Below are 24,182 nucleotides of genomic sequence, written 5' to 3'. Positions count from 1 at the left end.
GCCTGTGCTGTCGTATAGGATTATTCTGTAGGGCATTGGAGAGTGGAGAGGACTTGCCGCGCTCTCTTTCCAGCGTCTCCGTATACTTCAGGCGTTCTTGGATATGGGTAATCAGGATCATTAGGGTCAACCCAATCACATGAATAACGAATAGTCGGTGCATACCATTCCAATGCGGTCTTCATGGCGGCGTGTTCGGCGCGAAGTCTTTTTAATTCCTCGAATTGAGAATCTATAATATCGATGTATTCATCTTTTGTATGGGTTCCCCACGATTGCATGTATGGGATATTTTCAGATAGCAAAGAGTCTACTACTTCTTTGAATTGCGACGGCTGCATAGCATCGTACAATCCTACAGATAAGTACAATTCGTGATCCTTGATCAACGCCTCTTTGATCTCGGCTATCTTGTTATCCATTGGCATTGTCCTCCTTTTCTGTAGGGCATTGGAGGGACGATAAGACCTTTCGCGCATGGATTACTCCGCCAAGTAAAGTTAAATTTGATCTCCCATCATAAGCAATTTCCTCCAAGGCTTCCTTCATGGCGGTGTGTTCGGATAGGAGTCGCTCATTTTCTTTGGTCAGAGCTTCTTCAGCACATAACGGGCAAGTGTTTTCTCCTGTTTCGAGTCCGTTTGCATCCACATCAACATGGCAAGCGTCATAAGCGAAACCACAATCAGGACATTCCCACATGTTGTTGTTAGATTTTTTTGCTTTCTCAAGCTCGTCGAGTAGGTAGCTTATATAGGTTGGGGCGTTGCCTATGAGGTGGGCATCGGCTTCATGGTTGAAATTATTTAAGTTGTATGACCCAAATGTGGCTGCTATATTTTTTATAAATTTCCCTTCTGCATTATACGACTCAATAAGTACACCACCGTCACCATCCCATTTACCTTGTGTAGCCTTGCTCAACGCCTCTTTGATCTCGGCTATCTTGTTATTCATTGGCTTTTTCCTCCAAATGTCGTCTAAAGTCAGAGAGCCATGTGCGGCCCTCTGCTGTGGTATCGCATGCCGTGTGGCATTTATTGCAAAGGTGTGCGAGATCCGTCACCGTCGTGCATACCTCTATGCGCCATCTCCGTACCAAGTGTGCTGCTTCGGTTGCTAGGGCGTAGTGGCAACGTTCGCAGATGCCGTTAGATCGCTCTCTAAGATGTCTGCGTACTTTCGTGGATATTGAGCCGCGCTGTTTAGCTGTGGGCTTATTTCGACCGTATGAGGGCTTAGGACACGGGCTGAATGGTAGAGCCATGTATTAGCCTCCTATGCTGACTTCTTGTGTCCGTCCAAGAACTTAATCAAATCGTTGACCTTAATCGCTGGAAGATCATTCAGGCTAGTAAGTTCAAGACCGAGATAAGCATTAATTTCGCTCATTCCGTCAAATCCAGCATATTTCCGTTTCATTGCAAGGAGTTTAACTTGATTCTCGGATGCTAACTTCACACTCATATCTGTAGTAGTTTGAGATTGACCAGTAGGCTGTTGCGTTTGCTGTTTAGTAGTTTGGTTCGTTTGGTTGCTATGATTGTTCTGCGAGCCTTGTGGAGCTTGTGAAGACTTTTCTTCTTGCTGCGTATATTTGGTTCTGTCTTTTTCGAAGTAAACGTCTGCTGCAAAGCCGAGAGACTTACAAGCAACGCTGATAGCGTCTGTATATGCCATCTTGAAGCACTCGTCACTCGTATATAGTCCGCTTCTCTCTAGCGTTACAAATGAGCTTCCTCCCATGCCTGGGATTGGATAAGACCATTCACCGTCTACCTTCACGTACAGATTAATATCAACGAAGCACACAATTTCATCTCCACCACCATGTTCTAAGCGCTTTTCCGTGATCTCTGTACGCCATCCTATACCGCATGGACCGTAGACCTCAGTGAGCATCTTAATCCGCCACATTGGGTTGATGTCGCTCATGCCCTTGAGTCGTCCGCCCGTGATCGCCTTCAAAGCTTCAGGAGGTACGCTTCTAACCTGCTCGTACACCTTCATGTTTTCATTCATCTTCTGCCACCTCTTCGTATGTGGCTCTAACAAGCTTCACAACGTAATCTTCTGGATTCTTAGGCTTATAATGGCCGTTTATCCATGCATCAAAATGATCTTTATCGTTAAACCTTGCTGCTGATCGAATAGACTTTGCAGGCTCGTATCTATAGTTAACTGGTGTTCCATTCAAATGCTTCATAATGTAAAATTGGGCCGTTTCCATTGACGTTTCCCACCTTCGCTTTTAAAATGGGTACATAATCGTTTTTCTTTACCTGTCGGGCACTGTTAGCGCAGTGCCTTTTTCTTTTGTGCCGGCATCAGTCTATGTGAGTTAAGGAACAACACTCTCGCAATGTGCCGGCTATTTGGTCGGTTGCGCATCTGCTGCGCTAACCAACGATACTGTTCCGTTGTCACACTGTTCGTCACATCCGACGACTCCGCATATTCCGCACTCTTCGACATATTCCTCAACCTCGTTTCCGCAACATTCACAAGCATCATAGGTGTATGCCATACCCCACTGACTACCACCTAATGGGTAATCCATTCCTGCGCGCTTAATTATCGATCTATGACAGCATGGAGAAACTTTGTTCATGCAACTCTTTCCTTTCTTTGCTCGTATTTGAGCTTGTTCATCTCTCCAGCGTAGTAACAGTTGTCTTCGAATAGCGCTTTAGCTGTCTTGTTATCCAATGGTTCACCGTCTTGGAGGAGAAACCATATGTCGTCTAACTGCTTGTCCGATAGGGTTGGCTTGGTCATTTCTCTTCTCCTCTCAAATATCTCTGAATGGATGTAAAAATTCTTTTTCGTCGCTTTTGCCTTTATCATCTGGATGGCATAGTACATGCCGCCATCTGCTTCCAAACATGGGATCAACAGTACATACACGACCTACAACGGGCACAACGCCTAGCACGGTATGAAGCTCATCAGAGGTAGAATTTATAAATGATGCATACTGATAACCTGTCACGCTGCTTCATCCTCTCTCTTAACCAAGTCAATCACCGTATCAGGGTAAATGTCGTCGATGTACTCCACCATCGTGTCAGAGGCTTCTGTAAGCTGTGGGAGCTTGTACTTCAACCAGTTCATCACGCCTTCCATGTCCCATTTACCTTTAATGTTGCTGTTTAGTAGGACTTGGAGATGTTCGCGTATTTCTTGTGCCTCGCAAGGCTTGTCAGGGTGTGGGATGGATGTCATGCGTTAACCCCCTCAATTTTGATGTTGAGTGCTTCTAAGCATTCGTAAACTCCCAAGCGATACCCATAGTGCATATCTGTTTCATTTGCGTATTTTCTATACAGCGCTTTTACTTTTTCCTCCGGCGTTTCTTCAACCTCGTAGCCGTTGACAAGGGCTTTCATGATGTGGGTGTAGCCTTTTTCATGTTCTTCATCTAACCAATCAGTAGTGTTAGCAGTGATATAATTGATGATCACATTCATAGAAGGAGAATAAGTACCTTCTCTTTTGTACGCCTCACCAACGATGTAGAAATCAGTCAATCCAGCCATACGAACAATTCCAATTGCCTCTGCCACCTCACGCGGCAACTTCACTTTCTCACTCATTTCATCGCTCCTCTCAAATAAGAATCAAATCGCTTCTGCTGCTCCGTGTACCAGTACTCTGGGTGATTCGGATTGCGGACAATGGTGACGGGATGCGGTCGTTCAACGATCCTATGCAACATGCTTTTCATCCTCCTTCGTATGAATGGCTATGAGACTGTCTAGAAGGGCTAATAGGTCGTCTGCGTTGTCGTCGATGTATTCATGCAGTACATTGTCTTTGCGGCTTTCTGAGAGGGTGTATCGTTCGGATAAGAGGCGTTGTAGTAGGGTTTTCATGGCTATGCCTCCTCAAGCGGTTTGTAGTAAGATGAAACTTTATCCTTCATGACAACATGATTAGGTTCAAAATCTCCATCCAACACAAGATGATCGCTTCCAACACGGTTAATTGTGACTATAGAACCGTCATACACTTTTTTTAATCGTTGTCCTTGCTGGTACATCCCCGTTCCTCCTTCAGCTTCTTCTTCATTTCCTCTATCTGTGCTTCCAATTGCTCGATTAGCTTCTCGGTTAGCTTCATCTGCTCATTCACTAGCGGACCGTCATGCACGAAGTAATTGAGCGCAAGTTTCTTCTTGCCTTCCTCGCTCTGACAATGTTCTATTCGCATTAGGGTGAAGTTGTGGGATAAGTAGGCTACCTTCATGCGCCTTTCTTCCTGTGCTTATGTTTGTCTTTGTTGGCTTCTACCTCTTTTGCGTAACGTTCCAATACCTCGCGGGGGAAGATGGATAGGCTTATGATGACTTTTTCCATGGTTAGGGCCTCCTTATGCTATTTTTCCGTTTTCAGTAAGTAACTTATGGATGTATGCCATTCCTTTAGGTGTTACCAACGTTTGCGTTTTGTTCTCGATTCCGCTCGTTAAATGAGTTATGCTATATTGCCGAACATCGAAGTAACCGCGATCTAGGTATTCTTGATATGGCATGTTGTTGGTACGGAGAACTTTCATTTCCCTCAGGAAGTCGAATAGCTTGTTCCGGCCGTATCCGATCGTTTTCGAAACACGCTCCATCGTGAAATTGTTCTTTGCATTCATCGCGGTATCGTAAAGTGCAACTTTAGGTGCTTGGAGGTACAACTGCTCGTCACGTTCACGATTAAGCGCCATAAGAGCTTGCCGCTGACGTTCTTCATCAATCCACTTCTGAGCCCGATCAATCGGATCGTCGATCATATATGAAGGGCGGTCAATGCTGTATGAACCCGTTTTTCGTATGGATGGTATAACATCGCTTGTAATCCATTTGCGGAATGCCCTTGCCTCCGGTTTGCGGCTTTCTAGAATCACATCATATAGGCCATCTTCGCTGATAAGTGTCGTGTCCTGCATGCGTCCTAGGGTGTCAGGGATGGGGTGACTTGAAATCACGTCATCGGATAACCTTCTTTTTATGCCAGCCACTTGATCGATGTCCAAAACTTCGCAAACGTCTTTCAATATGAACCAAGGTTCGCCGTCCTTTTCGATGACGCGCAGTTCCTTTTCTCCAAAGTTGAACAGTTTCATTGATATTCCACCTTTCTGATTGGGATTTAGTGGTGTAAACTATCTATTAGCTAAGCAGTCTGTTTGTCCGGTCGCGTTTCGTGATCATTATGGGCAAAAAAAAGCTCATCGACTGTTACACCATAGAAATTAGATAGCTTCATTGCTAGTTCTTTCCGTGGGAATCTGTGACCAGTTTCAATCATGGCGTATGTGCTGTAAGGAATATCCAGTTCCTTAGCAACTTCTCGTAGGGAACGGGTTCCCCGCAGTTCTGCCATCTTCGTGTTCTTCATTGTCTCACTCCTTTCTTCACATATCGTGACCGCCTATTAACAATATACACTCACGATATGTGATCGTCAAGACTTATTTTCACAAATTGTGATCACAGATTCAATGTTCACGTAATGTGATATACTTTTAATTAGAAGGAGGTATTGTTACATGGCTTCTTTAGGTTCTAGAATTGCTTATTTAAGAAATAAAAAAGGAATATCTCAAGAGGAATTTTCGAAGGTATTAAAGATTGGTAAGAGTACTTTAGGTATGTATGAAACAGACAAGCGAGAACCTTCTCATGAAATGGCAGCTAAGATTGCAAAAGAATTTGATGTCACATTAGATTGGTTGTTGACTGGAAACGAAAAAGAGAGCGAATACACGCTCCCTGAAAGTGAATATGAACGTGTAATTAGAGAGGCAGAAGCACATTACGGGGTTAATCTGAGGGACAATACTGTTGTGAATGCGACTCTTCGGGAGTTGATTCTGGGGATCGCAAAATCAATGAAATCCGGCCAATAAGTTCGTTTGCATCAGAATCAATATTAGTAATACTTAATAACTTTGTAGCTATTTCCTGTAATTCCTGATCCATTCGCACAACCCCTTATCTTTTGTAACAGCCGCTTTATAGTAGATTAATGATAGCATATCGACTGAAAAATAGGAACGGCTGTTCGTATCTTTGTTCTCAAAACTGAAAAGGTGGCACGGATATGGAGCCTGTACCCGTCCGCTGCCGAATTCCCGAATTGCTTGACCGAATCGGTAAAGACCAGCAGTGGTTAGCTGATGTTACCGACAAGGGCCCGCAAAAGATATCCGATTATTGCAATTTGAGAACGGTTATGAACCTCCGCACTGCAAAGCTAATGGCTCATTACCTAAATTGCAAAATTGACAATATCTACGAATGGGAGTGGCAGCAGAAGTAGCTTAGCTACTTCATAAGACGGTTACACTTTTTCGTGTAAAACAGGTAAAAAATATCGACATTGGAAACGTTTACACCGACATTGTACGCCACATCACGTTAATAATCAATCGATTCCATGTCATATATTCATTGTAAACTCATAATTCTCATTTTGTCTGTCGAATTAAGTCGAAGGTAAATTACCGTTCGTGTTACGTCAACGGTCGATATTTAGTAATCATTTCCTTTAGAGTGATCAACTGCCTCCTAGAAACCTCATAAGTCGATCCATCAACGGATACTTCGTTCCCTTCTAGCGACTTTATTCGACAAACGTTTATAACGTTGTTCTTGTCGATCTGCAGAAAACCCATCGGATGCATGATATCTCCTATCTGCTCAATCGTTGATGGTACATAAAACTCCCCACTCTCAGCGGTAACAAGAATTTTGCGTGTCTTAACATTCTTGTGGATACAGAATATATTACCAACTTCTAGCATCAGCATATTATTGTCTTTATCAAACACCGGCATAGGCATAATAAGCCCTCCTTTTCTGCTCATTATTTCCATTTGTATGCCGATAAAATACATATAAATTACAGAGGATGGTGTTGGATGAAAGTTATCACTTTAGTAACATTAGCTGTTTTACTATCTTCCTGTAGTTCAAGCGTAGATAGTGACACAACAGGAAGCGCAAGTCCAATTGGAGATGGTTGCCCGTCAGGGTATCCAATCAAAGGAAATGCCACATCAAAAACGGGTGAATTAATCTACCATGTGCCTAGTGGCAATTATTATGATAGAACCGATCCTGAGGAATGCTTTTCTAATGAAACCGCTGCTGAGGATGCCGGTTATAGAAAGTCCAAACGATAAGGATGAGGTGTTATATATTGTATAAATTATATTTTCTATGCATCCTCAGTTTTATTTTAATGATTACAGGATGTTCAACGGAATCTCCTCCTCCAGAAGCTACCGAAGAACCAATAAAAATTGAACATAAATATTTTTCAATAGGGGAGCTTGTCGAAGGAATTGGTTTCAATTACATGATAAATAGTGTAAAGGTCAACAAAGACATACCTGCATTAGATGGTCATAATTGGGTTGTTATTGATGTCACGTTCGATGATACAACTGGACAAGAAGATGAATACACCGATTATGCGTCTATGTACGGAGATTTCGTTTTAATAGATGACGAACATAATATCTATGAACCGTACAATAGACAACAAAAGACAGAGTTTTACGGATCTACACGTGATTATGTATTATACTTGGTGCCACAGTCAAAAAGTGAGTTCATGCTTTTTGAGATAGGTTATTTTTTCGAAAGCTGGTCTAACTTTAATGACGAATCAAGAAATATAGTTAATATTAAATTTTAGATAATGGAGGGTAACATGAATAAATACTGGTCTGCAATAATTTGTGTTTTCCTAATATGTTCAACAGTACTAGTGTCGGTTTACTATATTGTAGATACCAACAAATATCAATTTGCTAACCATGGAGAAAATGATATCTTATTAAAATACAATAAAAAGACTGACGAAACGTGGTCTTATAGTTTATCTAAAGGTTGGATGAAGATTGAGTAGTAGAAAAACATAAGCCCCCTCTAGGGGCTTTTCTTATAAGGAGGAACATATGAACAGAGCAGCCATATATATTCGCGTATCGAGCCGTATGCAGGCCGATGAGGGCTTTTCGATGGAAGCCCAGCATGACATATTGATGGAGTTGGTGAACAAGAAAGGTTTGCAGCTCTACCGCGTATACTCCGATCCGGCAGTAAGCGGTAAGACTTTTAAGCGTCCAGGCGTTCAAGCGATGGTAGATGATATGAAGGCCGGTAGATTCGATACCGTTGTTATCCACAAATTAGACAGGTTATCCCGTAACCAAGGTGACTTATACAATTTCCTTCAGCTCATTAACAAACTTGACGTTCGATTAATAATCGCAGCTCAAGGTTCAGAGGAAATCGATACACGGTCCCCAATGGGCAAAGCATTCCTCATGTTCTCAGGGATATGGGCAGAGGTCTACCTCGACAACTTGCGTGAGGAGACGCTCAAGGGGCTCATTAAGAAGGCTCAGAAGGGCGGAAGGTATGGAAGCCGCCCCCTACTCGGCTACACGTTTAACGACGATATGGAGCTTGTTATAAAGGAAGATGAAGCTGAGTTGGTTCGTGAGGTATATAGGCTGTTCTTGGCTGGCTGGGGGAAAATGAAGATTGCCCGGCACATGAACGAAAAGTCGAAGGGAAAAGAAGGTGGCTTGTGGGATGCAGATAAGATCGATAAGGTCGTCACGAATCCACGGTATGCCGGATACAACCATTTCAAGCCCAAAACGTGGTCTGAGGATCGGCGCATCATAACCGAGGGAACACATCAGCCAATCGTATCTAAAGAAGATTTCGAAGCTGCTAAAAAGATTGTGAAGCGGCGCTTCAATTCCGAAATGAGTCGCAATTCTTATCTATACGCCTATAGCGGCATTATCAAATGTGGACTGTGCGGAGCGAATTTCAATGGAACAGCAACGACCGTCAACCGATCATATGGAATTGCGAAATATAAGAATTACGTTTGTCATAAGAATATTCATCACAAGCTATGTACGGCCCCTAAAATATCTGAAAAGAATCTCAACGAGTTGATCCTATCGCAAGTTATTTTTGAAGGTGGAGCGATCCAACCGAAAGTTTCTAAGAAGCGACCGAAAGTTGATATCCAGAAGGAAGTTGAAACGTCGAACCGGCGTAAAAAGAATTGGATGCTGGCGCTCGGTGACGGAAATTTAACATCGAAGGATTATGCAGCGTTAATTGAGGATGAAGAGGTGCGCATGGCGGGCGTGTTCGCTCTCATTGCACCGCTTGAGGTGGAAGAGAAAGAGTTCTCGCCTGAGGAGCTTCTACAACTTGTTACGGATCTTAAAAATAACTGGGAGCTTATATCGGAGGAAATGCAAAAAGAAATGGTTCAATCCATGTTCAAGAGTATTACGATTCACCATGATGGCCATCGATGGATAATCGATGAATTGAAGACGGTATAAACAAAAAAACACCCAAAAGTGGATGTTGTAGGTACTTTGGTGCTGGTGAAGGGAATTGAACCCCCGGCCTACGCATTACGAGTGCGTTGCTCTACCCCTGAGCTACACCAGCAAATCATCGATCGTCGTTCTCTCAAGAAAGACCTTTTTTAGAATAATAATTTTCGAGAAAAAAGTCAATACGTTTTGCGCTGGTTTTCGCTTCCTATATTGTGTCGATTTTTCGTCCAAGCATCCCCGTCCTTTCAGCATGACATGCCGCTATGCCGCATACTTATATGACAAATCCATTCGAATGGAGGTAGTATCTTGTCCGACAAAAAGAAGCAAGCGGCGGCAAGCCCTACACTCGTCTATCAAGCCGATTCGGTGCATTCCGCGACCGTTAACGACATTCGAGACAAGGTCATGCGCCTGTGCGGCAATCATATGAATAAATACGTTTGCGTCAAAATGTCCGATGGCCGCTGCTATGAAGGCGTCATTATGCACGTTGACCGAAGCTTCGTCTATTTGCAATGCACGATGCGCGACCCGCGATTGTTCAACAATCCGTATAATGCCGTCCTGCCGCTGATGCTCTTCGACCTGCTCGTGATTGCGCCCAGATAGCTAGACAAAACGCGCGTGCATCGGCAGCTTTTTCGACAACTGCGTGTCCTTTCTTGTCTCTTAAAGGTCTAAACCGACGATTGCCGTCATACAAATGACAAGGAAGGAATACGATTCGAGGCCTCCCGCTTCCATCTGCCGAAGCTGGGGGCTTTTCTTCCCCTCTAGTCCTATCGATGTTGTGCTATACTGGGAAAAAACCTCATCTCCGAAGGTGATTCCCATGCAATTTCTAGCCATGTTGTCGATGTTAGTGGACCATATCGGCATCGTCTGGTTTCCAGATGACGCCGGGTGGCGAATGATCGGCAGGCTTGCGCTGCCATTCTATGCTTACGCGCTTGTCCTCGGCTACTTCCGCACCCGTAGCGTGAACCTTTATTTGAAGCGAATCGGCCTTATCGCCATCATCTCACAGATTCCTTATATGCTGCTGTTCAAGCATACGGAGGTCAATACTGTAGGGACGTTATTCATCAGCCTGTTGCTGCTCATGCTTTTGGATCGCTGGAAAAGCAAGCCGGCTGTTCAGATAAGCGTTGCCGCTGCAGCCGTTCTGCTCGTCGAAGCGTTGCCGTTCAGCTATGGCGCTTATTGCGTCCTGCTGGTGCTTATATACCGCTACTCGTCTCCGTATTGGATGATCGGTTGGCATTTTGCGTTGAACGCGGTATTCGTATTTTATAAAGGCTGGTACATTCAATTGTTCAGTCTTGCTGCCACGCTGCTGCTCGTCTACTTGCCCGATTTCGTCCGAGCGGCCGATCGGATCAAGATTCCGCGTTGGGTCTGGCGTAGCTTTTATCCGCTTCACCTCGTGCTGCTTACCGTCGCCTGCTACTTGTTAACTTCCGAATGACGGTGCTTGGCCCTTCTAGCTCAGCAATCAGCCGCTCCAGCTCCTGCTCGCATTGCTCATCGGATAGATAACTTTCCTCTCCTGTCATGAGAAGCTTGCGTACGAAGCTGATGACTTGCTCGGGAAGTCCCAGCTCTTCCTCCCAGCCGCGATCCTCCAAATCCTCCGAGGCCTCGTAACCGGCGTACATCAAGAAGAGGAACAGATGGCCGAGTCCATACAGATCGCTCGTCGGGTGAGGCTCGCGCATGCGCCGCTTCACCGCCGCCCAGCTGTCCGATAACGCCTCCGAAGCCGCTGGCATCTCCTTAAGCTGCTCGCGCAGCTCCAGAGGAAGCTCCTCTCCGATCCGGCAGGCTAAGCCATAGTCGATCAAATACATGACCCCTTGCTTATGCAACACATTCGGTATGCGAACGTCTCGATGAACGAACCCCATCCGGTGCAGCTCCTTAAGCGGCTGCAACAGGTTCTGCAGCACATACAGCGCCTCGAGCACCGCGTAAGTGCGGCCATGCTCCTGCAACTCGTCCTCCATGCTGCTGCCGTCTATAAGTTCCATGATAAGGCCATCTTCATGGGCCATCCTCTCGTAGCCGTACCAACGCGGAATTTGAGGATGCAGCAGCTCCTGCAAAATAAAGCTTTCCCTCTCCAGCAGCCGCCTGCCCAACTCTCCCTTGCTCGGCTTGCTTCGCTTCAGCAATACGGATTGACCGCTCTGCAGATCATGGCAGGCGTATGCCTGGCCATAGCTGCCCATACCGAGAAACCGCTCGATCCGGTAGCGTCCTTGCCACTTCATCCCTTTCCGGAGCGGATAATCTTGCCAATGATTCAGCATCTCTGTCCATTTCCTTGCGATAAAATGAAGCATGGTGCCACCCTCCCAAAAAGTTTGCTTAGCAAACTTACTTCGTAAGCATATGCCAAGGTTTGCGAATGCAAACCTACTTCGAAAGCGTATGGTAAAGTTTGCTTAGCAAGCTTACTTCGTAAGCGTATACTAAAGTAAAGAACGCATGTATGCCTTAGTTTATGTATATATTGTATGCCCAGCTTACATCGCCTATTTTTTGTTGTCGAGCAGAAAACGGTCTCTCGCAGGAAACTTTGACGCAACCCCGCCGTACTACCTTACAAATGCAGGAACAGGAGGTCAGAGCGATGATTAGACATTTGCTAAAACGTTTGTTTTACTCCCTCATGGGCCGTAAAAACCATAGACGTAACCACTACAGCAGCAGTGACTATAGAAGAGGTCACAACCGTCCGCCGCATTATCCGCCACCGGGGCAACGAAATTACGGTCATGGCTATTACAAGAAAAAATATAGCAGCTTTTCCAGTTCATAAACCTGTTAGGAAAATGTGAGCAAAATAAACAAAATCCTTACGGTAGTTTCATAAGGCGCTAAGAATTGTACGTTAGAATAGGAAAAAATGATCGGAGGTGTTCGAGGTTATGATGCGAATCATTAACTTCAAAAAACGTTCTGTCCCCGTCTACTATCCTAACGAACAATCGGCATCGATAGAACTGCTCAACCATAAATTACATGAAATGGAACTGGATTTCGACTTCCGCAAAAAGTGGAGACGAATCAAATCCGTCGAAATGGTACGCGATGTCGCTATCTTCCAATATACGGACGGCACAAAACTTTATTTGGAAGTTTCCTAAATTTCTTAGTCAATAATTAATACACTTTATAATTAACTGCACTTCATATCATCATCTAACTCATAGATCGCCAAAGTCGTGAAAACCGCCAAATGCCAGGCGGTTTCTTTGCGTTATAAGAAGTGCGCCGGCAGTTTGTAAGCGTGTACATGCTCTTACGCAGCTTCACCGCACCCATGTTACTCCCCTTAAGCGCCTATACGCTCTTACAACGCTGCTTCGACGGTTGACGCCAGCTCGATGGAACGGGTAAGCAGCGTCACCCAACGCAAAGGGCTGTCCAAACAGACAATCAATCGTCTGCTTGGACAGCCCCAATCAAGCTACGCTTGGAATCGGTTAGTCTGAAGCTGCAAATCTTCGGCCATAGTCGCCTGCATTGCAAAGGCGGCCGCGATTTCTTACAATGAAGCCGGCGTTCCATTCGTTTTGATCATCGATAGATCGAGCTGGCCGGGATTCATTGGCTTGCCGAACAAGAAGCCTTGTACATAGTCGCAGCCCCAAGACTTGAGCAATTCGTATTGTTCTTTATACTCGACGCCCTCGGCTATAACCTCTAGGCCAAGCTTATGTACAAGATCGACTAGAGACTCGACGATCAACCTCTCCGCGCTTGGCAAATCGATTTCTCTAATAAAAGATTTATCGATTTTGAGACAATGAATAGGAAGCTGCTTGAGGTTGACGAGAGAGGAATAACCCGTTCCGAAATCGTCCAACGCGATACGCACGCCTGCGCACCGAAGCTTGCTTAAGGAGGACAGCACCTTTTCGGAATGTTTCAACGTCACGTTCTCCGTAATTTCCAGTTCAATAGAGCTGTAATCAATGTCGTGCTCATCCAAGATGTGAAGAACGGTCTGCGCGAAGGTCGGATCCTGAAGCTGTACAGGCGAAATATTAACGGAGATGATCAGGGGACCTAATCCGTAATTATTCATGCCGGCAAGCCTCTTGCATGCCTCGCGAAGCACCCATTCTCCGATTGGGACGATAAGTCCATTATGCTCGGCTATTGGGATGAACTCCGCCGGGCTAATGACGCCAAGCTCAGGATGCTTCCAACGAATGAGCGCTTCGAAACCTCTCATCTTGCCGTCGGATACCCGGAAGATCGGCTGATAGGCCAGATAAAATTGCCTCATGTACAAAGCCGGTCTTAGCGAAGCCTCGATATCGATTCTTCGATGCAATCGATAGGTATTGTCCAAGTTGTAAAATAGCGTCCGATTGCCGCCTTCGCTCTTCGACTGATGGAGTGCGGATTCCGCGCGGCATACAAGTTGCTCGCATGATTGCCCGTCCTCAGGAAATAGGGCAGCTCCAATGCTGGAGGTAAGATACAGCTCCGTTCCGTCCTCATCGATCGGGAGCTCGACCGCGTGCTTAATTGCTTCCACTGCGTGCAGGCATGAATCCGTTCCATGTTTGAGCTGCATCGATACCATGTACGTGTTGCCGCCGATTCTGCATACTGTTGCAGGCGAAGGTCCCGCTTGTTCCAGCCTTGACCCCACGATATTGAGCACTTCATCCCCGAATTCATGGCCTCTTGTTGCATTTAACCGATAGAACCGATCAAGGTCGACTAGGGCCACAATCAATCGATTATCGGCCGCACGCGCTAGATGGACAGCTGTTTCAAGTTGCGCGAATACTTCCTTACGCCCAGACAATCCGGTTAATGCCTCCATCCTATATCGCCGCCTTAACATTTTTTTCGTTAAGTCTATTCTGCCATACAACTATTAGGGAAATTTATGGGAAGGGTTTTAGTTTTGTTAGATATTTTAATAAACACATGGACAGGCCTAACGACTTATTCTAATAGGTCTTCCGTTCCTGTCGGAATGGTGTCCACGTCGACGCGGGTTAATTTGCTCAAAAAAAACCATCCGCTTCGTTGCGAAATGGTTTCTTTGTCATTTTAGAAAATGAAATGTTTCTTGGAAGATGATCCATTATTATCTGCCTATGGTCGAGTGATCTGCTGTGTATTTGTAGCCAAACCCCCACACGGTACGAATGAGACGCGGCTCCTTCGGGTTCTGCTCGATCTTCTTCCGAAGATTGACAATATGTACGTCTATAGCGCGATCGGTAACGAAGGAGTCGAAGCCGCGAATCGTGTTAATCAGTTCTTCCCTACTGAACACTTTGCCCGGATAAGCCAAAAACAGCTTCATCAGTTCATATTCGGAAAAAGTCGTCTCTACCAGTTGCCCTCGTACGAGCAGCAGCCTTCTCTCGAAATCCAATTGAATCGGATCCAGATCGTCTAAGGCCTCGTTCGTCGCGGCTGCCTGCAGTACGGCCTCGGATATCGTCGTCTGAGAGCGCCGGATTAATGCTTCCACCCTTGCCGTCATTTCGTGCATACTAAAGGGTTTGCACATGTAATCGTCCGCTCCTGCCTTAAGCGCTTGCACGCGCTCGGACACTTCGCTCTTCATCGAAAGAATCATAATGGGCACGTTGGACCTTTTTCGAATGACGGCGCACACCTCCATTCCATCCAGGTCGGGCAGCATGAGGTCCAACAGCACAAGATCGGGACCGAACTCCGCTGCGAGCTTAATGCCGTCATCCGCACGATACGCCTGTGCGACGGAATAACCTTCTTCCGACAAATACATAGACAGCATATCGCTCATCATGACATCATCTTCAATAACTAGAACTTTATACATGTCGTCACCCTTTTTCAGGATTGAAGATTTCTGTCGATTTTATAATGTATCTCTACTATACAATACCGCTTTTATCTGAACAATAAGTTGTTAGAAAATTGTTAGGATTTATTGTCGAACAGAGCCGGGACATCCTTAAGCCCTTCCAGAAGCGTCGTAAGCTCCTTATTTAATTTATGAATGGAAGCATGCAAAATAACCGTATCCGGTTCGCTTTCCTTCAAGATCCGGTCGACCTCGGCTGCGGAAGCCGACAGCTCCGCAGCGGACAAATAGCCTGCCGCTCCCTTCAGCGTATGAACCATCCGCTTCGCCATGGACAGCTCCTCCTGCAGCACCGTTAACCGCAATTGATCGCAAAATGACAAGTAATCGCGGCGGAACTGCTCCAGCATATGAATAAAGATCGGCAGCTTGCCATTCACCCGTGCCAGAGCCCCCGGCACATCCATCCCTTCGATCTGCGGCAGTACCAGTTCGGCCTTCTCCTGCCCCTGCTTGCCGCTCTCGGCCTCAATCGCGCCATCCTCCCATAAGGCAGGCGACAGCAGCTTGTCCTTGCCGCCTTGCGCCAGCCAATACGTGATGACGTTCTGCAGCCGCTCGGCATCGATCGGCTTCGTGACGACGCCGTTCATTCCCATCTTCAAGTACCGCTCATGATCTTGCGTGAGCGCATTGGCCGTTACCGCAATGATCGGAAGCTTGTCGAACCTCGGCTGCTCGCGTATAATCCGGACCGCCTCGGACCCGTCCATAACCGGCATATGAATATCGATCAGAACCAGGTCCCAATGCTCTTCCTCCAGCTTGTTCAGCGCCTCCTGCCCATTCTCGGCAAGTCCGGCCTCATAGCCGCTCGCTTTCAATATTTCGAGAGCGACGAGCTGATTGATCTTATTGTCCTCGGCCAGCAATATTCTTGCTTTGCCCACTCTTGCCGCAGAACTTGCAGCCGCGACTTCCTTGCCGCTTGCCATAAGTCGCAAATCGGCGTCCGCCTTCTCTTCCAGTCCGCTAAGCGCACGCTGCAAGCTTATTCGCGTTAACGGCTTAATGAGCAACGTAACCGGACGCTGCGAATCAGGCAATTGCAGCATTTCGTCCCGACCGTACGAGGTCGTCATCGCAATCGTTCTTACGCCCCTCGCCTCCGCTACCCGGTGGAACTCCAGCCATGTCTCTACCCCGTACATGTCCGGCATCTCCATATCGAGTATAATGAGCTTCGGAAGCGTGCCTGCCCCAGTCCTCATGAGCCGCTCCTTCGCATTTTTCCAGGAATCGAAGGAAACGGGCGCCATTCCGAAAGCCTCCATCATGCCGCTCCAATGAGACCGCATCTCCGCATCGTCCTCGACAATCCATACCGGCTGCTCGGCCATATCGGCGTCGAGCTGCCAAGCGTGCTGCGCATAGGAATGAATGATCGGGAACGATAAGGTGAAGTTGAAGCGGCTACCCACGGCCGGTACGCTCTCCACCTTCAGCTTGCCCCCCATCAGCTCGACGAAGCTCTTCGAAATTACGAGCCCAAGCCCCGTGCCTCCGAACTTGCGCGTCGTAGAACCGTCCGCTTGCGTGAAAGGCTTGAACAGCTTATCGAGCTGCTCCTTCGTCATCCCGATACCCGTATCCGAGATATCGAATCGAATCCGCGCCGTTTCCCCATTTGATTCCATCTGCTCAACCTGAAGCTTCACGCGACCTTTGCTCGTAAACTTAATGGCGTTAATACATAGATTAAGCAGCACTTGCTCCAGTCTCATCGCATCGCCGATCACCGTCTGAGGCATGCGCTCCGAGGATTCAATAATGAATTCGAACTGTTCCTTGCCGCCCATGAATACGCTAAGCTGATCCGTCAGGCGGCTAAGCAGCTCATCCGGCTGGAACGGCAGCCGTTCGACCTCGATTTTGCCGGCTTCGATTTTGGAGAAGTCCAAAATATCGTTAATAATACGCAGCAGCGTCTCGGACGAGGTCTGCATCTTGTCCATATAATCCTTCTGGGACGAGGACAAGCCCGTCTTCCTCATCAGATGGGTAAGGCCGACAATACCGTTAAGCGGCGTACGGATTTCATGGCTCATGAGCGCCAAGAATCGGCTCTTCGACTGATTCGCCTCTTCCGCCTCTTCCCGTGCGCGTATTAATTCGTCTTGCACATGTATTTGCTCCGAGATATCGCGGGCGATACAGGAGAAGAACTTCTCCCCCGTCCACATATCCTGATGCGCGACAACGACCATCGATACATGGAGCAGCTCGCCGTCCTTCCTGAGCAATTGCGCGCCGCTTTCCCAGAAGCCTCTCTTCTCGGCAAACTTAGCTCCGCGCACGAGTTCCCCATACATGCCCGGCTGTACATGCTGTTCGACCAATTCCGAATGGCCATGCTCGTTTTCAATGCCCAGCATTTCCTTCCCGGCGCCATTCAAGTAGATGACTTTGCCTTCCATATCGACCGATGCGATTAGGTCCTTCGCCGATTCGACGATTTCCAGTAAACGATTGCGGGATTTCTCCACCTGTTTCCGCTCCGTAATGTTGGATACCATGCCTACGACGCCGGAGAATCGTCCATTGCGGTCACGCAAGCCGTTCGAGCTATGAACCGTCGGGATACGCGTGCCATCCTTATGAATGAAGGTCCACTCTCTTTCGTAGGAGAACTTCTCGTTGCGCAGCTCCTTGAATACTTCCAGTCCCGGCTGCACCTCGCGTCCCAATCGCTCCGTCAGCCTCTCCGCTTCCCTGTCGATCTCTTCCATATCCATGAACAGAAGCGGCGTAGCCCATCCGGACAGCTCCTCCGTCGTGTACCCGAGCATCTCCTCGGCCTTCTTGTTGAGATACGAAACGCGGTATTGATCGTCAAGCACGATGAACGCATACTGATTCTGGTTAATAATCGCCTCTAGCCGGTCGAACATTTCCTGCAAGTGCTCCATCATGCCGTTAACCGAATGAGCCAGCTGGCCGATTTCGTCGTTCGGCGTCGTGGCCAAGTGATTGGATTCGAAATCGCCGCTCGCCGCTTGCTCCGTTACGGCAAGAATACGCTCCAGCCGCTTGATAATGCCCTCGAAGTACAAGTAGAACGTAAGCGCGATAATCGCTTCCGATATCGCGATCGTAATAAAGATCCGCCAGAAGATCGGATTCAACATCGCTTCCAGCTTGGATATCGGCTCCTTGAGGGCAAGCCGCCATGGCGTCCCGTCAACCTTGGTGTAGAACAAAGCGTGCCGCCCCGATTGCTCGCTTATTTTCACATAGCCTTGATCAATCGTGGTGAGCTTCTCTGCAAAGGGCTTCAGACTCATGCCGTCATCATATAAGGAAACATTCTCCATGACACCGGAGACAGAGTTAAATATCATGCTTCCATTGTCGGTATACAGGTAGAGAACGGATTGGTCGATGTTCTTCTCCAGAAACTTATCGATTGCCGAGAACAAAATGGAAGCATAGACGACACCCTGTACTTCGTTCTGCGGGCCATAGACCGGTACGACAATTAAAAATTGCTTCAGACTGGAGAAGGAAGGCGTATACGGGTCGGTTATGACCACTTGACCTCTAATGGCATCTTGAAAGAAAGGCTCCTTGTCAATATCGCGACGCTCGCCATCGGTACGCAGCACGTTGCCGTCCTTATCCGCATAGCCCATTGCGTAATAGACGAATCCGCTTCGAATGAGCTCGCGCTGAAAATAAGTCAGCCTTGTGTCGTCCTTGCCGAACCTAACGGCGTCGGTGCGGCTCATGACAAGCACTTCCGCCTTGCGTATCGCCATCCAAGAAGACAAGTCGTTCGCTTGGATGCTCTGCTGGCTGCTTGCCTGCTCGATGGCCGATTCAGTCATCGATTCCTTCACGGCAGAGTAGTTGCCGATCCCCGCAACCAGCAGCGGAAATAAGGAAATCAGAATGATTAAGATTAGCCCTTTAGTCCGCAAAGACATTTTTTTCAAGTGTTGTTCTCCTCTCAGCCCGTCCGCTTTTGTATAATGCCAACAATAATTGAAACTATTATACCTTCAATTAGGATGTTTAACGAGATAAAGAGTTATAGCATTCATCCAAAAACACGGCAGGCTGAAAGTCGTATGCTCGCAAAAAAACCGGAAAACTGCCCATCGGACAGACTTCCCGGTTTCTATGTTTCCTTTATTATTCAGCAGCCAGTATGGTCTCGATACGAGCCAGCTCCGCCTCGCTGAAATCAAGTCTATTAAGCGCTGCCGCACAATCGTCAATCTGATCGGTACGGCTTGCCCCGATCAAGGCTGTCGTTACTCTTCCGCCTCTAAGCACCCATGCAAGCGACATCTGGGCCAAAGTCTGGCCGCGCTCTCCGGCAAGCTCATGAAGCAGCTTCACCTTCTGCAGCTTGCTGTCCGTAATTTGATCGCTCTTCAGGAAGACGCTTGGTCCGGCAGCCCGCGAATCGGACGGCACGCCGTTCAGATAACGGTTCGTCAATAGACCGCCGGCAAGCGGCGAGAACACGATCGAGCCAATCCCTTCTTGGTCCAGCACATCCTGAAGTCCGTTCTCGATCCAGCGGTTGAACATGGAGTAGGACGGCTGATGAATCAGACAAGGCGTGCCCAGCTCCTTTAAAATTTCCGCTGCCCGGGCAGTCTGTTCCGCGCTGTAGTTCGAGATGCCGACATACAGCGCTTTGCCTTGGCGTACCGCATGATCGAGCGCACCCATCGTCTCTTCGAGCGGCGTTTCCGGGTCTGGACGGTGGGAGTAGAAAATGTCCACGTAATCCAGCTTCATCCGCTTAAGACTTTGGTCGAGACTCGACAGCATGTATTTGCGCGAGCCCCAATCGCCGTAAGGGCCTTCCCACATATGATAGCCGGCCTTCGTCGATATGATAAGTTCGTCGCGATGCGCAGCCAAGTCATGCTTCAAGATTTGACCGAAAGTTTCCTCCGCCGAGCCTGGAGGAGGTCCGTAATTGTTAGCCAAGTCGAAATGCGTAATGCCGAGGTCGAACGCGCGGCGAACCATGGCTCGTCCGTTCTCGTAACGGTCGCCTCCGCCGAAGTTATGCCATAGGCCTAGCGATATTGCCGGGAGCTTAAGGCCGCTCCGCCCAACGCGGTTATATTTCATGCTCTCATAACGGTTATTAGCCGGTTCATACGCCATTCTTGTCATTCCTCCACCCTATTATTGGTTAACATCAATGCTTCTCTAGCATAGCTTTCCCGTCCAAGCCGGTCAAATGATCGTGCACGGCCTAAGAGTTCGCCGATCTTCCATTATGCAGGCCTCTATCATTCTTCTTGCGTTCCAGCTTCAGAGAAGGCGTGTTGCGAAGCGTTTCTTTGAAAAATTCCGGCTGCTCGGCCGCGAGTCTGATCCAAGCGTCCACGCATTTCGGGTCAAAATGCTTGCCGCGCTCCGCTTGAATAATATCCATTGCCGCCTCATGCGACATCGCCTTCCGGTACGACCTGGAGGACGTGAGCGCATCATATACGTCCGCCACGGCCGTCACGCGAGCCAACAATGGAATCTGTTCGCCAGCCAATTGATCCGGATAACCGCTGCCGTCCCACTTCTCGTGATGCGATCTAATAATGCCAAGCTCCTCCGGCATGAAACCGAGACGCCTGCATAAGTCATAGCCGGACACAGGGTGCTGCTCGATTACGAGCCTCTCCTCCGGCGTCAGCTTGCCCGGCTTGTTCAATATTCGGTCGGAAATGCGAAGCTTGCCTATGTCATGGACAAGCCCGCCTTGCGCGATAGCGCGCAGCTCAATCGACGAGAGTCCCAGCTCTTCCGCAAGCTTAAGCGCATAAAGGGCGACGCGGTAATTATGCCCCGCCGTATAGGAATCCTTCGCCTCCGTCGTCATAATAAGCTCCTTGACGCTGGGCGACATATGCGTATTGATCCAATCTCTCGGATTCGCCCGGAAGAGCAGCTTCACCGAGGTTGTAACCGACTTGGAGCTCATATATTGCCTCACGATACCGCCAACCATGACGATGACGGAAGCTAGCAGCATGAAGTGATAGAGCCACCAGCTCGCTCTCCAGGCTTCTCCGGTCACGATAATGAATTGCGCGATAATCATCCACCCCGCGCTATATACAATCGCAAGCTGCAACGGAAAGCGTGAGGACAAGTAGATTTGCAGATAGCGGTACATGGTCCACAGATTCGATCCAACGATAAATGCGCTAACGACCCATTTGGTCGGATTTTCCTTCAAGTGCGCCGCTTGAAGAAGATCGGGATAATGCCATATGGCGAAGCAGATCATACCTAAGGCAACGACCCATACAGGGAGCAGCCAGCGCTGCCACTTCGCAATCCACCTCATAATAAACAAATCAGCGGACAGGGAGGATAGCCACAGCCAGATGGCGGCGATTAAAACGCTGAGCTGAGCGGCGTTGCCCGCAATGCTGGAATGATGCATAAGAAAGCCTGGAGTAGACATGCCATGCAGAACGAATAACGCGGCAAGCGAGACGTAGGATAGGGAAACGAAGCTTATTTTGATGTTTCTCTGCCGTATGGCGACGATGCCGACCGCAACCGCAAGTACGAGCGCGAATAAAGATATGACGCTAACCATATAAAAATGCTCATTCGGCGCTTGAATGAATTTGTCGAATGTCGTGGACCTCAGCAATATATAACCAAGCCACGGAACGAGCATCGACAAAAAGAGACCTACGAATACTCCCGCATTTTTGCGCAAGCCGATACCTCCTACTCATCATTCGTCGTATATTATGTTGAACAACCGCGAGGCCCTGGCATGTAACCGCGCTCACTTAAGGCATGAATCGATTTTTACCGCCATACAATGGATGAATTTGTCTGGATATGACTATCATACCATCCCTCTCGTTTCCTATAAACAACGAAGTTTAACCCGCCTCCCGGTTCAAATCCGACAGCCAACGATCAAGCTCCCCGCGCGGCATCGGCTTCTTGAAATAGTAGCCCTGCATGATCGTACATCCGGCCGCGCGCAAGAAGTCGAGCTGCCGCTCCGTTTCGACGCCTTCCGCAACCAGCTCCAGATTCAATTGGTTTGCGAGCGTAATAAAGGTGTTGATGATCGCCCGCTTGGACGGCGAGTCGCTCTCTTGCATATAATGCTTATCGATCTTAAGCGTATGGAACGGAATCTGGTCGATCGCTCCCAGAAACGAATAACCGGATCCGAAGTTGTCCATCGATATCGTCACGCCCATCTCCTGCAGGGGCAATAGCTGACGAATGACCTCCGGGGCATCCTTCATGACGATCGACTCCGTGATTTCCAGTTCAAGCATATCCGGGGGCAGCGAAGCGTGCTGCAAAGCAGCCATAATCATGTCCATTAAGTTCATGCTCTCGAATACATTGATAGACAGATTGACCGATACGCCAAGCTTGCCGCCCGCAGGCTTATTCCAGTCGGCACAATCGGAACAAGCCTGCTCCAGCACCCAGCGCGTCATCCCGACAATAAGGCCTGTCTCCTCTGCGATCGGGATGAACTCATTCGGCGCAACAAGGCCGTACTTCGGGTGATTCCATCGCAGCAGAGCTTCGAAGCCGACCGGGCAATTGCGTTCAGCGTTCCACTTCGGCTGGTAATGCAGGGTGAACTGCCCGGAAGCGAGTGCGATTCGCAGCCCCTTCTCGATCTCCATTCTGCGAATCAGCTTCTGCTCCAACTCGCTATTGAAGGAGCAGAATTGATTTTTGCCCAGCCGCTTCGCATGGTACATCGCCGAATCCGCTGCCTTAAGCAGGCCAGAACGGTCCGTGCCATGCTGCGGGGCATAGCTGATACCGATGCTGCCCGTAATGTAGAGCTCATTGCCGCCCAGTATGTATACTTTTCTAATATCCTCCAATATCTGCTGAGCCATCGTCTCAACCGCCTGCCTGCTCATCTCGCCCGCCAGCAGCAGAAATTCGTCCCCCCCGAGCCTGAATACATACCTGTCCTCTCCGAGAAACTGCTGCAGGCGCGCGGCCACCTCTTTGATCAGCAAATCTCCGATGTCATGCCCGAGCGTGTCGTTAATCAGCTTGAACTGATCTAGATCAAGGAAAAGCAAAGCGCTGTGGGCCGAGCCGCCCAGCTTCGATTCAAAATGATGATTCATCGAGTGGCGATTCTGCAAACCCGTCAGAGGATCGCTGAATGCCATCTTCTCAAGCAATGTCCGATCGAAGTAGAGCGCGATCCACGTCACCATCATAATCATGAGCATGACAAGCGTAATGGAGATGAGCAATACGAGATCGGCCCCCTCTCTCGGAAGCTTCATTAACAGTTCATCATCGCCGCACCAGAATTCAGCCGCACTCATGCCTGTATAGTGCATGCCGCAAACCGCCAGACCCATCAGTGCGGATGCCCCCCACTTCGGCCAGCCCCGGTTGCCGCTGCGGCGAAACTTTGTGAATATGTATAGCGCCGCATAGGAGGCGATTACAGCAAGCAAAGCCGAGGCCGCCCATATGAGCGGCTTATAGGTAATCGCGGTGGCCGGGACGCGCATAGACGACATGCCGATATAATGCATCGAGACGATGCCCGCGCCCATAATGAAGCTGCCAAGCGCGAGCCTCGGCTTCGTCGCTTGCTTAGTCATCGTTAAATAAAAAGCGGCAAACGAACCAATAATGCTGGCAAAAAAGGAAATACTAGTCTCGCGGACGTCATAATGTATGGGAAGCTCCAGATGGAACGCGATCATGCCGACGAAATGCATCGCCCACACGCCGCTGCCCATGACGAAAGACGCGGCAACCAGCCAGCCCAATTGTGATTTGCCCGATGTGTTCGATATTTTATGCGTCAGATTAAGCGCGGAAAAAGCTACGAATAGAGCAATTAAAAATGACAATAATACAACCCAGCCTTCATAATACCCTTGCAAAATGAACAAGTGATCCCCCC

General features: G+C 48.2%; 28 protein-coding genes and 1 tRNA gene. 7 read left to right on the top strand and 22 right to left on the bottom strand.

Translation table 11 applies throughout. The features are described from left to right. Positions 1–20: 20 nt before the first annotated feature. From J2T14_RS22175 to J2T14_RS22115, 13 genes are all read right to left on the bottom strand, one after another. On the bottom strand, positions 21–422 hold the full coding sequence (locus tag J2T14_RS22175) for a hypothetical protein (RefSeq protein WP_307474265.1): 402 nt from the start codon (positions 420–422) through the stop codon (positions 21–23). Continuing rightward, a complete protein-coding gene (locus J2T14_RS22170; protein WP_307474263.1) occupies positions 415–957 on the bottom strand; it encodes a hypothetical protein in 543 nt (180 codons plus the stop codon). Before J2T14_RS22170 ends, J2T14_RS22175 begins: the two co-directional genes overlap by 8 nt. A 321-nt stretch (positions 958–1,278) precedes the next feature. Next, the gene (locus tag J2T14_RS22165; RefSeq protein WP_307474261.1) at positions 1,279–2,022 is read right to left on the bottom strand and encodes a hypothetical protein; all 744 of its coding nucleotides are present in this window, start codon (positions 2,020–2,022) and stop codon (positions 1,279–1,281) included. Beyond that, a complete protein-coding gene (locus J2T14_RS22160; RefSeq protein ID WP_307474258.1) occupies positions 2,015–2,230 on the bottom strand; it encodes a hypothetical protein in 216 nt (71 codons plus the stop codon). The genes J2T14_RS22165 and J2T14_RS22160 overlap by 8 nt, the downstream gene beginning before the upstream one ends. Positions 2,231–2,607: 377 nt before the next feature. After that, positions 2,608–2,865 carry a hypothetical protein gene (locus tag J2T14_RS22155; protein WP_307474256.1) on the bottom strand — a complete coding sequence of 86 codons (258 nt, stop codon included), beginning with the start codon at positions 2,863–2,865 and terminating at the stop codon, positions 2,608–2,610. A 123-nt stretch (positions 2,866–2,988) separates the two neighbouring features. After that, positions 2,989–3,225, bottom strand: coding sequence for a hypothetical protein (locus J2T14_RS22150; RefSeq protein ID WP_307474254.1), 237 nt, complete (start codon positions 3,223–3,225; stop codon positions 2,989–2,991). After that, positions 3,222–3,596 (bottom strand): hypothetical protein, encoded by a 375-nt coding sequence (locus J2T14_RS22145; RefSeq protein WP_307474252.1) that lies wholly within the window; start codon positions 3,594–3,596, stop codon positions 3,222–3,224. Before J2T14_RS22145 ends, J2T14_RS22150 begins: the two co-directional genes overlap by 4 nt. Continuing rightward, entirely contained in the window at positions 3,593–3,718 is a 126-nt protein-coding gene (locus tag J2T14_RS22140; protein WP_307474249.1) for a hypothetical protein, read from the bottom strand. Before J2T14_RS22140 ends, J2T14_RS22145 begins: the two co-directional genes overlap by 4 nt. Next, on the bottom strand, positions 3,708–3,875 hold the full coding sequence (locus J2T14_RS22135) for a hypothetical protein (RefSeq protein ID WP_307474248.1): 168 nt from the start codon (positions 3,873–3,875) through the stop codon (positions 3,708–3,710). The genes J2T14_RS22140 and J2T14_RS22135 overlap by 11 nt, the downstream gene beginning before the upstream one ends. A gap of 2 nt (positions 3,876–3,877) precedes the next feature. Next, positions 3,878–4,042 carry a hypothetical protein gene (locus J2T14_RS22130; protein WP_307474246.1) on the bottom strand — a complete coding sequence of 55 codons (165 nt, stop codon included), beginning with the start codon at positions 4,040–4,042 and terminating at the stop codon, positions 3,878–3,880. After that, positions 4,018–4,248 carry a hypothetical protein gene (locus tag J2T14_RS22125; RefSeq protein ID WP_307474244.1) on the bottom strand — a complete coding sequence of 77 codons (231 nt, stop codon included), beginning with the start codon at positions 4,246–4,248 and terminating at the stop codon, positions 4,018–4,020. Before J2T14_RS22125 ends, J2T14_RS22130 begins: the two co-directional genes overlap by 25 nt. A 123-nt stretch (positions 4,249–4,371) precedes the next feature. Continuing rightward, positions 4,372–5,115 carry a phage antirepressor KilAC domain-containing protein gene (locus J2T14_RS22120; RefSeq protein WP_307474242.1) on the bottom strand — a complete coding sequence of 248 codons (744 nt, stop codon included), beginning with the start codon at positions 5,113–5,115 and terminating at the stop codon, positions 4,372–4,374. Positions 5,116–5,165: 50 nt separating this feature from the next. Continuing rightward, on the bottom strand, positions 5,166–5,390 hold the full coding sequence (locus J2T14_RS22115; protein WP_307474241.1) for a helix-turn-helix transcriptional regulator: 225 nt from the start codon (positions 5,388–5,390) through the stop codon (positions 5,166–5,168). Positions 5,391–5,541: 151 nt separating this feature from the next. Here J2T14_RS22115 and J2T14_RS22110 point away from each other — a divergent pair, with 151 nt between their 5' ends. Next, entirely contained in the window at positions 5,542–5,901 is a 360-nt protein-coding gene (locus J2T14_RS22110; RefSeq protein WP_307474238.1) for a helix-turn-helix domain-containing protein, read from the top strand. A gap of 606 nt (positions 5,902–6,507) precedes the next feature. On the opposite strand, the gene J2T14_RS22105 is transcribed toward J2T14_RS22110, so the two are convergent. Further along, entirely contained in the window at positions 6,508–6,837 is a 330-nt protein-coding gene (locus J2T14_RS22105; RefSeq protein ID WP_307474236.1) for a LytTR family transcriptional regulator DNA-binding domain-containing protein, read from the bottom strand. A gap of 78 nt (positions 6,838–6,915) precedes the next feature. On the opposite strand from J2T14_RS22105, the gene J2T14_RS22100 reads away from it, so the two are divergent. From J2T14_RS22100 to J2T14_RS22090, 3 genes are all read left to right on the top strand, one after another. Next, complete coding sequence (locus tag J2T14_RS22100) at positions 6,916–7,179, top strand: sunset domain-containing protein (protein ID WP_307474233.1); 264 nt, start codon at positions 6,916–6,918, stop codon at positions 7,177–7,179. Between the two features lie 17 nt (positions 7,180–7,196). Further along, entirely contained in the window at positions 7,197–7,697 is a 501-nt protein-coding gene (locus J2T14_RS22095; RefSeq protein ID WP_307474231.1) for a hypothetical protein, read from the top strand. A 262-nt stretch (positions 7,698–7,959) separates the two neighbouring features. Then, positions 7,960–9,381 (top strand): recombinase family protein, encoded by a 1,422-nt coding sequence (locus J2T14_RS22090; RefSeq protein ID WP_307474230.1) that lies wholly within the window; start codon positions 7,960–7,962, stop codon positions 9,379–9,381. Between the two features lie 37 nt (positions 9,382–9,418). Here J2T14_RS22090 and J2T14_RS22085 read toward each other — a convergent pair. Continuing rightward, positions 9,419–9,493 (bottom strand) — tRNA-Thr (locus J2T14_RS22085). A 197-nt stretch (positions 9,494–9,690) separates the two neighbouring features. On the opposite strand from J2T14_RS22085, the gene J2T14_RS22080 reads away from it, so the two are divergent. Continuing rightward, complete coding sequence (locus tag J2T14_RS22080) at positions 9,691–9,993, top strand: hypothetical protein (protein ID WP_307474227.1); 303 nt, start codon at positions 9,691–9,693, stop codon at positions 9,991–9,993. A 223-nt stretch (positions 9,994–10,216) separates the two neighbouring features. Continuing rightward, a complete protein-coding gene (locus J2T14_RS22075; RefSeq protein WP_307474225.1) occupies positions 10,217–10,852 on the top strand; it encodes a TraX family protein in 636 nt (211 codons plus the stop codon). Here J2T14_RS22075 and J2T14_RS22070 read toward each other — a convergent pair. After that, entirely contained in the window at positions 10,818–11,729 is a 912-nt protein-coding gene (locus tag J2T14_RS22070; protein WP_307206062.1) for a serine/threonine protein kinase, read from the bottom strand. The genes J2T14_RS22075 and J2T14_RS22070 overlap by 35 nt on opposite strands. Before the next feature lie 588 nt (positions 11,730–12,317). Here J2T14_RS22070 and J2T14_RS22065 point away from each other — a divergent pair. Beyond that, on the top strand, positions 12,318–12,536 hold the full coding sequence (locus tag J2T14_RS22065; protein WP_307206064.1) for a hypothetical protein: 219 nt from the start codon (positions 12,318–12,320) through the stop codon (positions 12,534–12,536). A gap of 401 nt (positions 12,537–12,937) precedes the next feature. Here the strand turns inward: J2T14_RS22065 and J2T14_RS22060 are convergent, their stop codons facing one another. From J2T14_RS22060 to J2T14_RS22035, 6 genes are all read right to left on the bottom strand, one after another. After that, a complete protein-coding gene (locus tag J2T14_RS22060) occupies positions 12,938–14,233 on the bottom strand; it encodes a putative bifunctional diguanylate cyclase/phosphodiesterase (protein ID WP_307474223.1) in 1,296 nt (431 codons plus the stop codon). Between the two features lie 270 nt (positions 14,234–14,503). Continuing rightward, entirely contained in the window at positions 14,504–15,229 is a 726-nt protein-coding gene (locus tag J2T14_RS22055) for a response regulator transcription factor (RefSeq protein ID WP_307206066.1), read from the bottom strand. Between the two features lie 101 nt (positions 15,230–15,330). Beyond that, positions 15,331–19,200, bottom strand: a complete 3,870-nt coding sequence (locus tag J2T14_RS22050) for a response regulator (RefSeq protein WP_307474818.1) — start codon at positions 19,198–19,200, stop codon at positions 15,331–15,333. A gap of 208 nt (positions 19,201–19,408) precedes the next feature. After that, positions 19,409–20,404 (bottom strand): L-glyceraldehyde 3-phosphate reductase, encoded by a 996-nt coding sequence (mgrA, locus tag J2T14_RS22045; RefSeq protein WP_307206187.1) that lies wholly within the window; start codon positions 20,402–20,404, stop codon positions 19,409–19,411. A 91-nt stretch (positions 20,405–20,495) separates the two neighbouring features. Then, the gene (locus J2T14_RS22040; protein WP_307474221.1) at positions 20,496–21,974 is read right to left on the bottom strand and encodes an HD-GYP domain-containing protein; all 1,479 of its coding nucleotides are present in this window, start codon (positions 21,972–21,974) and stop codon (positions 20,496–20,498) included. 172 nt (positions 21,975–22,146) lie between these two features. After that, positions 22,147–24,171, bottom strand: coding sequence for a putative bifunctional diguanylate cyclase/phosphodiesterase (locus tag J2T14_RS22035; protein ID WP_307474219.1), 2,025 nt, complete (start codon positions 24,169–24,171; stop codon positions 22,147–22,149). Positions 24,172–24,182 lie beyond the last annotated feature (11 nt).

Origin of the sequence: Paenibacillus harenae, from assembly GCF_030812415.1 — a bacterium.
In the GTDB taxonomy this organism is placed as follows: Bacteria; Bacillota; Bacilli; order Paenibacillales; family Paenibacillaceae; genus Pristimantibacillus; species Pristimantibacillus harenae_A.
The sequence above is the reverse complement of the archived record's forward strand: the minus strand, read 5'-3'. Positions and strand labels throughout refer to the sequence as shown.

Bases quoted from the DNA above. Each gene is read 5' to 3' on its own strand.
- J2T14_RS22090 (WP_307474230.1), top strand. From the start codon at position 7,960: ATGAACAGAGCAGCCATATATATTCGCGTATCGAGCCGTATGCAGGCC.
- mgrA (WP_307206187.1), bottom strand. From the start codon at position 20,404: ATGGCGTATGAACCGGCTAATAACCGTTATGAGAGCATGAAATATAAC.
- J2T14_RS22170 (WP_307474263.1), bottom strand. From the start codon at position 957: ATGAATAACAAGATAGCCGAGATCAAAGAGGCGTTGAGCAAGGCTACA.
- J2T14_RS22070 (WP_307206062.1), bottom strand. From the start codon at position 11,729: ATGCTTCATTTTATCGCAAGGAAATGGACAGAGATGCTGAATCATTGG.
- J2T14_RS22160 (WP_307474258.1), bottom strand. From the start codon at position 2,230: ATGGAAACGGCCCAATTTTACATTATGAAGCATTTGAATGGAACACCA.
- J2T14_RS22125 (WP_307474244.1), bottom strand. From the start codon at position 4,248: ATGAAGGTAGCCTACTTATCCCACAACTTCACCCTAATGCGAATAGAA.
- J2T14_RS22075 (WP_307474225.1), top strand. From the start codon at position 10,217: ATGCAATTTCTAGCCATGTTGTCGATGTTAGTGGACCATATCGGCATC.
- J2T14_RS22110 (WP_307474238.1), top strand. From the start codon at position 5,542: ATGGCTTCTTTAGGTTCTAGAATTGCTTATTTAAGAAATAAAAAAGGA.
- J2T14_RS22065 (WP_307206064.1), top strand. From the start codon at position 12,318: ATGATGCGAATCATTAACTTCAAAAAACGTTCTGTCCCCGTCTACTAT.
- J2T14_RS22145 (WP_307474252.1), bottom strand. From the start codon at position 3,596: ATGAGTGAGAAAGTGAAGTTGCCGCGTGAGGTGGCAGAGGCAATTGGA.
- J2T14_RS22165 (WP_307474261.1), bottom strand. From the start codon at position 2,022: ATGAATGAAAACATGAAGGTGTACGAGCAGGTTAGAAGCGTACCTCCT.
- J2T14_RS22175 (WP_307474265.1), bottom strand. From the start codon at position 422: ATGGATAACAAGATAGCCGAGATCAAAGAGGCGTTGATCAAGGATCAC.
- J2T14_RS22135 (WP_307474248.1), bottom strand. From the start codon at position 3,875: ATGAAAACCCTACTACAACGCCTCTTATCCGAACGATACACCCTCTCA.
- J2T14_RS22140 (WP_307474249.1), bottom strand. From the start codon at position 3,718: ATGTTGCATAGGATCGTTGAACGACCGCATCCCGTCACCATTGTCCGC.
- J2T14_RS22060 (WP_307474223.1), bottom strand. From the start codon at position 14,233: ATGGAGGCATTAACCGGATTGTCTGGGCGTAAGGAAGTATTCGCGCAA.
- J2T14_RS22055 (WP_307206066.1), bottom strand. From the start codon at position 15,229: ATGTATAAAGTTCTAGTTATTGAAGATGATGTCATGATGAGCGATATG.
- J2T14_RS22150 (WP_307474254.1), bottom strand. From the start codon at position 3,225: ATGACATCCATCCCACACCCTGACAAGCCTTGCGAGGCACAAGAAATA.
- J2T14_RS22155 (WP_307474256.1), bottom strand. From the start codon at position 2,865: ATGTACTATGCCATCCAGATGATAAAGGCAAAAGCGACGAAAAAGAAT.
- J2T14_RS22050 (WP_307474818.1), bottom strand. From the start codon at position 19,200: ATGTCTTTGCGGACTAAAGGGCTAATCTTAATCATTCTGATTTCCTTA.
- J2T14_RS22115 (WP_307474241.1), bottom strand. From the start codon at position 5,390: ATGAAGAACACGAAGATGGCAGAACTGCGGGGAACCCGTTCCCTACGA.
- J2T14_RS22130 (WP_307474246.1), bottom strand. From the start codon at position 4,042: ATGTACCAGCAAGGACAACGATTAAAAAAAGTGTATGACGGTTCTATA.
- J2T14_RS22100 (WP_307474233.1), top strand. From the start codon at position 6,916: ATGAAAGTTATCACTTTAGTAACATTAGCTGTTTTACTATCTTCCTGT.
- J2T14_RS22120 (WP_307474242.1), bottom strand. From the start codon at position 5,115: ATGAAACTGTTCAACTTTGGAGAAAAGGAACTGCGCGTCATCGAAAAG.
- J2T14_RS22105 (WP_307474236.1), bottom strand. From the start codon at position 6,837: ATGCCTATGCCGGTGTTTGATAAAGACAATAATATGCTGATGCTAGAA.